Raw genomic sequence first — 10,116 nt, 5'->3', positions numbered from 1 at the left:
TCAGTCCCACCGTCCGTAACACCAACACGCCACGCTAGCACGCCTGTCCGTGTGTTCGGAACAATTTTGGTTTGACCGAAACAGAAATCGATTGAGTATCGATTTCCGGTCCAATCAAAATTGTCAGAGCCGGGGCAACGCCCCGTCAAAAACAACATCTAAAATATAACGCAGGATAGAAGGCTGGGGACGCATCTCTTGAGAGTGCGGGTAAGGTGATGAATTAGTTAGGTAATTAAAAATGATAAATGAGGATGATTTTATAAAGGATGATATTCCTCCCCCGTTTACGGGGGAGGTGTCACTGAAAGTGACGGAGGGCGCGCGCGCGTTGTCCAACGCGCCTAAAAACCATTACCCGGAAGATGAAAGTTTCGCCTACCCCCTCCGACCCCTTCGGGGCCACCTCCCCCGCCCCGGCGGTGGAGGAGTAATGAGTTACGACGCTTTATGGGCTTAGGTTCAAAACCCGTAAACGGGGGAGGAAACTGACTTACCCAATCGTCTCTAACCCGCCCATATACGGCACGAGAGCTTTCGGCACTGTGATCGTGCCGTCTTCGTTCTGGTAATTTTCCAGAATAGCGACGAGCGTTCGGCCAACCGCGAGGCCGGAGCCGTTGAGCGTATGGACGAAACGGTTGTCTTTCTCCGCGAATTTATAGCGCGCCTGCATACGGCGAGCCTGGAAATCCCCGCAATTGGAAATGGAGCTGATTTCGCGGTAGGTGTTCTGGCTTGGGAGCCACACTTCGATGTCGTAAGTCTTGCGCGCGCCAAATCCGAGATCCCCCGTGCAAAGCTCGACGACGCGGTAAGGCAGCTCCAGTTTCTGCAAGACGGCCTCAGCGCAGCGCAGCATGTTCTTATGCTCGTCCTCGCTCTCTTCGGGTTTGCAGATAGAGACCAGCTCGACCTTGTTAAACTGATGCTGGCGGATCATGCCTTTGGTATCACGCCCCGCAGAGCCGGCTTCGGAACGGAAACAAGGTGTGTGAGCGGTCAGGCGTTTGGGAAGCGCATCGGCGTCGAGGATGGATTCGCGAACCGTGTTGGTTAGGGAAACTTCGGCGGTTGGGATGAGGTAGTGATCGCCATCGGTTTTATACAAATCCTCTTCAAATTTTGGGAGCTGGCCTGTTCCAAACAAGGCTCGGTCCCAAACGAGGAAAGGCGGTGTTGTCTCCTCAAACCCCTCCTCCGTTTGCAGATCCAGCATCAGGCTCGCCAAAGCGCGATCCAGGCGGGAGAGCGCCCCGCTCAACACCACAAAACGGCTACCGCTCATCTTGGCGGCGGTTTCAAAATCCATCAGGCCGAGCGCGGTGCCGAGGTCATCATGGGATTGCGGCTCGAATGAAAACTTTTTCGGCTCGCCCCATTTGGCGACTTCAACATTGTCGTCTTCGCTCTCGCCGTTCGGCACATCGTCAAACGGGACATTTGGGAGGCTGGCGAGCAGCATATCCAATTGCGCTTTTTCACTTTCGACCTGTTGGCCCATGGCGGCTATGACGTTCTTCGCGCCGGCGACTTCGGTCTTCAGGCGTTCGGCTTCTTCTTTATCGCCTTTGCCCATGGCCTGACCGATAAGCTTGGAGCTTTTGTTGCGAGCGGCTTCGGCCTCTTGCATCACCTGGGTCGCTTTGCGGATAAGCGCGTCCTGATCGAGAATTTTCTTGGTCTGCGGCTCAAGTCCGCGCTTGGCCCAGAGGGCGTCATACTGCTCGGGGTTTTCGCGAATGGCTTTGATATCGTGCATGTCAGGTCTATTCTATCTCTGGGTCAATCCGACCGAAGTGTCTGAGTTGGCGACGCTATAACGGTCCGCGCGGCTCTCAACAAGTGCGCAAGACCTGTCATCCCGCCTTTAACCGCCTCAAGCGTTCATTTAACCTATGTTCATAATCAATTTAATATAAGCCGTTTTTTCGCCCGGCATACGGGCCTTCCCTAGCAAAAGAGATTTTCCAAATGTTACGAACACTTTCCATTTCCGCGTTGATCTGGGCCGGAGCCGCCACTGCCTCTCACGCTCAATTCACGGACGGCTTCACGGGTGAAGCCGCGCTGAACGGCTCTCTGACGACCGGTAATACAGAGACCACGGATATTGGCTTTGGCCTGAAACTCGCCAAGGAAACGGACAATTGGAAACATTCCATCAAGGCGTCTGCCGATTACGGCAAGGCCGACGGCGAAGAGAACAAGAACCGCTACGCGCTTGGCTATCAAATTGACCGCGATATCACCGAGCAGCTTTACGGCTATGCCAGCGCCGATTATTTCAGCGATGACTTTGGCGCGTTTAAACAGGGCTATTTCCTCGGCACAGGTGTCGGCTATCAAATCCTGGCCGACGCGCCGCTCACCTGGAGCGTTGAAGCTGGCGGCGGTTACCGGTCGCAAAAAGCACGTCTTCCCCTGAATAACCCGACAGGAGAGCCAAGCCGGACGGAAAGTGAGATCGCCGGTCAGCTGGTTTCTGATCTTGATTATGTCTTTAACGAGCAAGTCTCTGCCTATAACGACACGGAACTTCTCTACTCCGCCTCCGATACATTCCTGACAAATGAAATCGGTGTGACGTCTCAGCTCTTTGACAGCTTTGCCTTGCGCGCCTCTTTCCGCGTGGAACATCATACGGACGTGCCTGTCGGAACGGAAAAAACCGATACGATTAGCCGAATCGGTATCGTCTATACTATGAAATAGAGTGTATGGGGGCGGAGGTCAGTCTTCGCCCCGCATCCACCCACACGTCAGGAATAGTTTACGCCAGCTTAACCGTCATTTCCTATAGCCAGTAGAGTCTTACCTTCAGGAGCCCAACATGTACCGCCTTGCCTTTTCTGCCGTTTTTGCCATCTCCCTCAGCTTGGGTGTGGCGGAACAGTCAGAGGCATCGGAAGAGATAGGGTGGACGGGCGAAGCCTCTCTCAACGGCGCGAAAACTACCGGAAATAATGAGACCACAGATCTCGGCTTTGCGGTCAAACTAGAAAACCGCGGCAGTGACTGGCGTCATTCTGCCAAAATGTCGGCCGATTATGGCCGAAATCAGGGCGAAACCAATAAGCGTCGCTATCGTCTGGGCTATAAAATTGGCCGCGATTTTGCCCCGGCCATTTATGGCTATGCCAATGCGGATTATTTCAATGATAGCTTCGGCGCCTATAAAAGCGGCTATTTCGCCGGCGGCGGTGTGGGATACAGCCTCATCGTCGATGATCCTACCCAGTGGCAGGTCGAAAGCGGTGCGGGCTTTCGCTCTCAAAAGGCGCGTCTGGCGCCCGGAAATCCGCTTGGCGTGGCCAGTATGAAAGAAGATTTCATCAGCGCGCGCGTCTATTCCGATTTCGAGCATGCCTTTAACGAGCAAGTCACCTTTTCAAATGACACAGAAGTGCTCTACTCGGAGCTCGACACGTTCTTTGTCAATGAAGCCGGCATTACGTCAAACCTGTTCGACAGCTTTGCCATTCGCGCCTCATTCCGCGTGGAAACCCATAGCGACGTGCCGGACGGGCGCGAAAAAACCGACACGATCAGCCGTTTGGGCATTGTCTATAAAATGAATTAGGGCGCACCCTACTCTCAGATGGAAACAATCAGGCTTTCGGGTTAGACTGAAGCCATGACCCAATCCGCTCCCTATCTGCTTTTGATGCGTCACGCGAAATCGTCCTGGGCCGAGGCCGGTTTGACCGATCATCAACGCCCTCTGAATGCGCGCGGCGAAAAGGCCGCAACGGATGTCGGCGCGGAGCTTTACGCTCGGGGGTATGCGCCGGACATAATCTGGAGTTCTGATTCAAAGCGCACACGCCTGACCGCCATGCGCCTGATACGCGCCATACCCGGCGCCCAGGAAGTACATTACAATCCGGGCTTTTATCACGCTGGGCCGGAAGAAGTTCTCCAGATATGCAACGGCACAGCTTTCCCTGAGAAAAATCTCATGTTGCTGGGTCACAATCCGGGGTGGGCAGAGCTTCATTACTACCTAAGTGGACAGGAGCACAATTTTCCGACAGCCGCCTGCGCGGTTTACAGCGCGAGAAAGCCGATTGCCGCAAACTGGCTCACACCGGAAAATTGGCGGCTTATCGATCTCATTCTTCCCAGAGAGTTAGAGTGAAAACGTTTATCGCGATTTTGAAAGTTTATTGGGCGTTTCTTTATTTTCCCCTGCTTCTGGGGCTTTTCATCTGGCTTTGGTTAAGAGGCGTTCATTGGATATGGGGCGCCGCAATCGTGATCGCCATGGTAATATTCGATCCTTTCTGGCTCCGACTTTTCAGACGCCGGAAATGAAAACGCCCCCGGCGGAGGCGCACCGGAGACGTTAACAGGAACGACTAACAAAAAGGTTACGCTAGTCGTAAGCATTAGACCCATCTTTGGGTCAGTTCTGCTCTATGAAGGGAGCAAAACCTTATCAACTACATGAACAACGCCATTTGATTTCATGATGTCAGCTTTGGCGACACCTGCCAGTCCCCCATTTTCATCTTTGACATAGAGCGTCTCGTCTTTCAGGACTGCCGTCAGTGTATCTCCACTCAGGGTCTCAACCTCGACCATTCCGCCATTTTCCGTCGCCAGCTCTATAATATTACTGGCGGATAGTTTGCCAGCAACGACATGGGCTTTGAGAATTTTCTGTAAATCAGCCTGGTTTTCTGGCATCAGTAATGTGTCCACCGTTCCAGCTGGCAAGGCATCAAAGGCATCATTTGTCGGGGCGAAAACAGTCAATGGGCCCTCACCACTCAAAGCATTGACAAGATCGGCAGCCTTCACAGCGGCGACCAAAGTAGAGAGACTGTCCGTTGCCATTGCGGCATCCACGATCGTGCCTTTCTTCATGTCTTTTTTATCCGAGTGATGGTCACGATAGGCGGCAAGTTTTACTCCGTCTGAATATACGCTCACATTCGGATATTCCGGAGTTTGTGTTGACGTAGAAAAGGGGGCGTCAGCCGCGTTCGTCATCTCAGCCGTTTTCGTTATCTTTGTTTTGTCGCAATCGCCAGCAAAGGCCTGGCCTGATAATCCGATGATGAGCGCGCCAGCCGCAACAGTTTTAATTAAGGGGGAAAGTGTCTTGTTTGCAAAATGTGTCATCAATAGTCTCCGAGAAGGTTTCTCCCGATCATGCGGGATTAATTTTACTACGGAAAAACTCCCCCTTGGGGATTTTAACTTAACAAGCTTTAATCTTGCCCGAACTCGGAGAAAGCTCAGATTTTCTTTACCTCAACACAAAACGGTCTATTTGGAGATTGACAAAATACAATCAAAGGTATATTTGGAATTTTGTTGCCTGATACCACTTCCACTCCCCGTCCGGCAGCAGGACAATCCTTACCTATATCCCCGGGCCAATACCCCGGGAAGGTTTGAACGGGTCGCCTTTGACGTTTCAAATTGAAACGAAAGGGGCGACCACATTCCTTCTAGATTAGCTCCATTTCCCTTTCAGGCTCAAAATCGTGTCTTCTCTGCGAAGGATAAAGAGCAGTATCATCGCTCCGAGCGTCGGCAGTGCAGCGAGGAAAATAAGAGTAAAACTGTCTGAAAACGGCACGAGGTTTTTGATTGTAAACAGCGTTCCGAGCCCGTGAATGACCATGACAAGGCCATAGGAAATCCGTTTTTTAAGGCCAATGACAAACGCAAAAATTACTGCCAATAAGAACGCCCCGATGATTTGAGGCGGTATGGCCGAGAGACTTAAGTCGCCGATTTTATAAAACGAGTTCGCCACATTTTGCGCATGTTCGGCATCTGAAAATCGGTCCAGTGCCCACATGAGCATGAAATAGGCAATAAACAGACGTGTCAGCAAAAGAGCTGGTTTAAGATTTTTAGGCATAATATCTTCCCCTCAGTTAAGTGTGAGGGGTGTATAGGCGAGCGACCTGACTTCCAACACACAGTTTTGTGAGCTAACCGGCCTCACCGTTTAACCGCGCCTTGGCACGGTCTGCCCCCATGAGCGCAAATAGCGGCCCCATTTCCGGGCCATGATCCAGCCCGGTCAAAGCGCGGCGAAGCGGCATGAACAGCCCCTTCCCTTTACGCCCGGTTTCCGTTTTCACCGAATTGAGCCAAGGACCCCAGCTTTCTTGATCCACGGTTTCGGGCAGAAGAGTTGCGGCCTGCGCGCAGAACTCTTTATCCTCATCGGCAATTTTGCCCTCCGCCGGTTGAAATATGATATCCGACCAGGCTTTCACATCCGAAAGCCTTTCGACATTGGAGCGAACGGCAAGCCAGAGCGCCTCACCGCCAGACACGCTGAGAGCGTCCAAACGCTCTTTCACATCGGCGTAAGGCGTTTCGTGAAGCAGGCGTCCGTTAATGAGCAGCAGCTCTTCTTCGTCAAACCGGGCCGGGGCGCGGCCGACTTTGTCGAAGCTGAACTCCTCCACCAGAACGTCCAGAGACGGACGGGCCTCAATGGGGTCAGACGTCCCAATTTTTCCCAATAGCGAGCAAATGGCGAGCGGTTCAATATATCGGTCTCGCAACTCTCCCATAGAGAGCGAACCGAGCCGTTTGGAAAGCCCTTTTCCATCCGCGCCGACCAAAAGCGGCATATGCGCAAATTTCGGGAGGTGATCTGATAGCGCCTTAAAGATTTCAATCTGCGCCCCGGAATTGGTGACGTGATCTTCTCCGCGAATGACATGGGTAATCTTGGCCTCAATATCATCCACGACACTTGGCAGGGTATAGAGAAAGGTCCCGTCTGCCCGTATCAGAACCGGGTCGGAAATAGAGTCCGTTTCAATCGTTTGTTCCCCGCGCACAACATCATTCCACGTCACAGGATTGCCGGAGAGTTTGAACCGCCAATGCGGCGTGCGCCCCTGCGCTTCTAATTCTTTTTTGTCGTCTTCGCTCAGACTCAAGGCGTGGCGATTATAGACGGGCGGCTTGCCTTGCACACGTTGCAATTTGCGTTGACGGTCAAGCTCGTCCCCCGTCTCGTAACAAGGATATAATATCCCCTCTTTCTTCAGCTTTTCCGCTGCGGCTTCATAGCTTTCGAAACGGTCTGACTGACTGAACGTCTCATCCCATTTCAGACCGAGCCAGGTCAGGTCTTCGCGCAGCCCGTCTTCATAAGCTTTGGTGCTGCGCTCCACATCGGTATCATCAATACGAAGGATAAATGTGCCGTCATTTTTACGGGCAAACAACCAGTTGAGCAGCGCCGTACGGACATTGCCGACATGGAGTTTTCCCGTCGGGGACGGGGCAAATCTTACGCGGGGAGTGTTTGGGGCGGACATATACTCTTCTTATGGTTCGGTTTCGTCTTAGGGTTCAGTTTGTGGCACGGCGTCGCGGTACCGATTTGTAATCGGATAGCGGCGATCCCGGCCAAAGTTCTTGATGCCGATTTTCACGCCGGGCGGCGCCTGTCGGCGTTTATATTCGGCGATATAAAGGAGATTTTGAATGCGGGCTATATCTTTTGGCTTGTGACCGCGCTCCAAAAGCGCCTCGACAGGCCATTCATAATCTATCAGGCCGCGTAGGATGTCGTCCAAAACGTCATATTCCGGCAGGGAGTCGCTGTCTTTCTGATCTTCGCGCAGTTCCGCCGAAGGCGGTTTGGTGATTATACGCGTCGGAATCGGAGTGTCTCCGCCCAGCAAATCCTCTGGCGTATGGGCGTTGCGCCACTCTGCCAGTGCAAACACTTCGGTTTTGTAAAGGTCTTTCAACGGATTATAGCCGCCGCACATATCACCGTAGAGCGTCGCGTAGCCGACGGCCATTTCAGACTTATTGCCTGTCGTGACCAACATCGGCCCAAATTTATTAGACAGCGCCATAAGGGTGAGCGCGCGGGAGCGGGACTGAATATTCTCTTCCGTCGTGTCTGGCGTCGTCCCTTCGAATAATGGCTCAAGCATTTCGTCGAAGGCGTCTATCGCAGGCTTAATCGCAATAATGTCGTAACGACAGCCGAGCCGCTCGGCGCAAGATTTTGCGTCCTCCAGACTGTCAGAGCTTGTATATTTGGTAGGCATCATTACGCACCACACTCTGTCTTTACCGAGAGCGTCTACCGCAATCGTTGCGGCCATAGCGCTGTCTATGCCGCCGGACATGCCGAGGACGACCTGTTTAAATCCGTTTTTGTTGACGTAATCGCCGAGCCCCAAACAGGTCGCGCGCCAATCCGCTTCATACCCCGTCAATTGCGCTTCGATCTTCCCCTTTTTACAAACCCATTTTCCGCCCTCTTTCTCCCAGACGGAGACGTCGTAATCCGGCACGAAGCTTTTGAGGGATTGGACAATGGCCCCGGCCGCGCTCATGCAAAAACTGGAGCCGTCAAAGACCAGCTCGTCCTGACCGCCGACCTGATTAACGTAAATGAGCGGCAGGCCGGAGGTGTGGACTTTATCGCCGAGCGCTTCGGTGCGTTCGGATAGAGCCGTTCGCCGCCAAGGGGATCCGTTTGGCGAGATCATCATTTCGGCGCCGCGCGCCCGAAGATGGGACGCTACCCCCTCTTGCCAGAGGTCTTCACAAATTGGCAGTCCAATCATAACCCCTTTAAATTCAATCGGGTCGGGCAAGGGCCCTCGCGTAAAAATCCGGGCTTCATCGAACACACCGTAATTCGGTAAATGATGTTTATATCGAGCGTCTGTGATCTCTCCATCGCGCATGAACAAGGCGGCGTTATAGAGATGTGGCCCGTCAGCCCAAGGCAGGTTAAAAACCACGGCAGGCCCGTCTTTTGTCAATTTCGCAAAATCTTCGGCCAGTAATCTACAGTCTTCCACAGCGGCCGGCTTGAGAACCAGATCCTCCGCCGGGTAGCCTATAATGAGCTGCTCCGGCAGCACCAGAATATCCGCCCCGTCCGCCTTCGCCCGATGCAAAGCGTCTGTGGCCAGAGCAATATTACCTGCCAAATCCCCAACCGTCGGATTGAGCTGAGCCGAAGCAATTTTAAGGCGTGTCGTCATGAAAGGGGGTGTAGCGGCGCGGCGGGAAAGCGGCAAGGTTTAAAGGGGAGACTATTAGAATGGAATTTCGTCATCCAAGTCAAAATTTTCTGTTGGTGTCGATTTGTCTTCAATCTTCTTTTGCGGAGCATTCAAACGGGCTGTGATCTCTATTGAAGGTAAGGCTTTCCATAATTCCTTACCTTTGGAGACAGCAACCCAGATTTTTTCGACCTTATCGGATATTCCTATTAACTCCTTAGCTTCCGATTTCGCTAATACATAAAATGACGCAAGCGCCTCTATACGTGTCCTGTCTTTATCGACTTCAAGTGAAAAACTATTAAGCTTTGTGAGCAATGCCTCTTTCTTTAAGTCAGTTAAATCTGCGGACAGTATTAGCTCCCTAATGCCTTCTATATATTGTTGAATTTTTAGTTTGGATTTTTCTTCAAGCACGTAAATACATGTGGTTCCTTTTTTCTTGCGTTGAGCAAGCTGGATGGCACATTTGTTCGAAAAGTACTGAATTTTCGCCGATGCTATCTTAAACTCTCTGTCGAACGAGGCATCTTCCAATGTCATGAGCTCTTCAAAATTCACACCCATATTAAAATTATAAACCTCCGCAAATGCTGCTAATGCGAGGATATAGTCTCTAGTAATTCTAGTTCGTTCCAAGTCAAAAGATCTCTGATCATAATGCTCTTGAAACTCTTGAATCGCTGGAATACGAGCTCTGATTGTGGCTTCAAATACCCCGAAAGCATCTTCAGGGTCCGAAGGCAAACTTTCTAATAAATCTTGATCAAACATTTTCCTACTCCAAAGAATATATGGGAGTGCTAGATTCTATTTAAAGTCATTAATTCAATTATATTACTCAACAGCCGTTTTCTGAATTTTTAGATGCGTTTCATTCACGCCCATCAAAGCCGCGGAGCCGTAATATTTGGTGAATTCCGGAACGAAAATCCCGGCCTCTACCGCCGGGTCGGTTTTGACCAACTCTTTTGCTTCTTCAATCGTCTGCACATTGAAAATATAGAGGCCGCGTTTTTCTTCGTCTCCGACAAAGGGGCCTGCCAGGACCAGTTTTTTCTCTTCGGCCAATGTCTTCATGTTGGAGAAA

Annotated in this window: 10 protein-coding genes; 3 read left to right on the top strand and 7 right to left on the bottom strand. The window is 51.7% G+C overall.

What is annotated here, in order from left to right; translation table 11 throughout:
* Window positions 1-493: 493 nt before the first annotated feature.
* A complete protein-coding gene (serS, locus tag ACN0IC_RS14520) occupies window positions 494-1,762 on the bottom strand; it encodes a serine--tRNA ligase (protein ID WP_416879505.1) in 1,269 nt (422 codons plus the stop codon).
* 212 nt (window positions 1,763-1,974) lie between these two features.
* Between serS and ACN0IC_RS14515 the strand changes: the two genes are divergently transcribed.
* From ACN0IC_RS14515 to ACN0IC_RS14505, 3 genes are all read left to right on the top strand, one after another.
* A complete protein-coding gene (locus ACN0IC_RS14515; RefSeq protein WP_416879504.1) occupies window positions 1,975-2,715 on the top strand; it encodes a DUF481 domain-containing protein in 741 nt (246 codons plus the stop codon).
* Between the two features lie 118 nt (window positions 2,716-2,833).
* Window positions 2,834-3,583: a DUF481 domain-containing protein gene (locus tag ACN0IC_RS14510; protein WP_416879503.1), complete on the top strand. Its 750-nt coding sequence runs from the start codon at window positions 2,834-2,836 to the stop codon at window positions 3,581-3,583.
* A gap of 54 nt (window positions 3,584-3,637) precedes the next feature.
* Window positions 3,638-4,141: a SixA phosphatase family protein gene (locus tag ACN0IC_RS14505; RefSeq protein ID WP_416879502.1), complete on the top strand. Its 504-nt coding sequence runs from the start codon at window positions 3,638-3,640 to the stop codon at window positions 4,139-4,141.
* Window positions 4,142-4,419: 278 nt separating this feature from the next.
* On the opposite strand, the gene ACN0IC_RS14500 is transcribed toward ACN0IC_RS14505, so the two are convergent.
* From ACN0IC_RS14500 to ACN0IC_RS14475, 6 genes are all read right to left on the bottom strand, one after another.
* On the bottom strand, window positions 4,420-5,130 hold the full coding sequence (locus tag ACN0IC_RS14500) for a fasciclin domain-containing protein (protein WP_416879501.1): 711 nt from the start codon (window positions 5,128-5,130) through the stop codon (window positions 4,420-4,422).
* Window positions 5,131-5,467: 337 nt separating this feature from the next.
* Window positions 5,468-5,881: a hypothetical protein gene (locus tag ACN0IC_RS14495; RefSeq protein ID WP_416879500.1), complete on the bottom strand. Its 414-nt coding sequence runs from the start codon at window positions 5,879-5,881 to the stop codon at window positions 5,468-5,470.
* A gap of 73 nt (window positions 5,882-5,954) precedes the next feature.
* On the bottom strand, window positions 5,955-7,307 hold the full coding sequence (gene gltX / locus ACN0IC_RS14490; RefSeq protein ID WP_416879499.1) for a glutamate--tRNA ligase: 1,353 nt from the start codon (window positions 7,305-7,307) through the stop codon (window positions 5,955-5,957).
* A gap of 27 nt (window positions 7,308-7,334) precedes the next feature.
* On the bottom strand, window positions 7,335-9,005 hold the full coding sequence (locus ACN0IC_RS14485; RefSeq protein ID WP_416879498.1) for an NAD+ synthase: 1,671 nt from the start codon (window positions 9,003-9,005) through the stop codon (window positions 7,335-7,337).
* Window positions 9,006-9,059: 54 nt separating this feature from the next.
* On the bottom strand, window positions 9,060-9,800 hold the full coding sequence (locus tag ACN0IC_RS14480) for a hypothetical protein (protein ID WP_416879497.1): 741 nt from the start codon (window positions 9,798-9,800) through the stop codon (window positions 9,060-9,062).
* 63 nt (window positions 9,801-9,863) lie between these two features.
* Window positions 9,864-10,116 (bottom strand): YciI family protein (locus tag ACN0IC_RS14475; RefSeq protein WP_416879496.1); only part of this gene is annotated, 253 nt, incomplete at its 5' end.

The organism is Litorimonas sp. (assembly GCA_029936425.1).
In the GTDB taxonomy this organism is placed as follows: Bacteria; Pseudomonadota; Alphaproteobacteria; order Caulobacterales; family Maricaulaceae; genus Litorimonas.
Note: the sequence above shows the minus strand (reverse complement) of the source record. Positions and strands in the feature narration are given on the sequence as shown.

What these genes read in the sequence shown, in the direction of transcription:
- ACN0IC_RS14515 (WP_416879504.1), top strand. Translation starts at nt 1,975, where the DNA reads ATGTTACGAACACTTTCCATTTCCGCGTTGATCTGGGCCGGAGCCGCC.
- ACN0IC_RS14500 (WP_416879501.1), bottom strand. Translation starts at nt 5,130, where the DNA reads ATGACACATTTTGCAAACAAGACACTTTCCCCCTTAATTAAAACTGTT.
- ACN0IC_RS14505 (WP_416879502.1), top strand. Translation starts at nt 3,638, where the DNA reads ATGACCCAATCCGCTCCCTATCTGCTTTTGATGCGTCACGCGAAATCG.
- serS (WP_416879505.1), bottom strand. Translation starts at nt 1,762, where the DNA reads ATGCACGATATCAAAGCCATTCGCGAAAACCCCGAGCAGTATGACGCC.
- ACN0IC_RS14510 (WP_416879503.1), top strand. Translation starts at nt 2,834, where the DNA reads ATGTACCGCCTTGCCTTTTCTGCCGTTTTTGCCATCTCCCTCAGCTTG.
- ACN0IC_RS14485 (WP_416879498.1), bottom strand. Translation starts at nt 9,005, where the DNA reads ATGACGACACGCCTTAAAATTGCTTCGGCTCAGCTCAATCCGACGGTT.
- gltX (WP_416879499.1), bottom strand. Translation starts at nt 7,307, where the DNA reads ATGTCCGCCCCAAACACTCCCCGCGTAAGATTTGCCCCGTCCCCGACG.
- ACN0IC_RS14495 (WP_416879500.1), bottom strand. Translation starts at nt 5,881, where the DNA reads ATGCCTAAAAATCTTAAACCAGCTCTTTTGCTGACACGTCTGTTTATT.
- ACN0IC_RS14480 (WP_416879497.1), bottom strand. Translation starts at nt 9,800, where the DNA reads ATGTTTGATCAAGATTTATTAGAAAGTTTGCCTTCGGACCCTGAAGAT.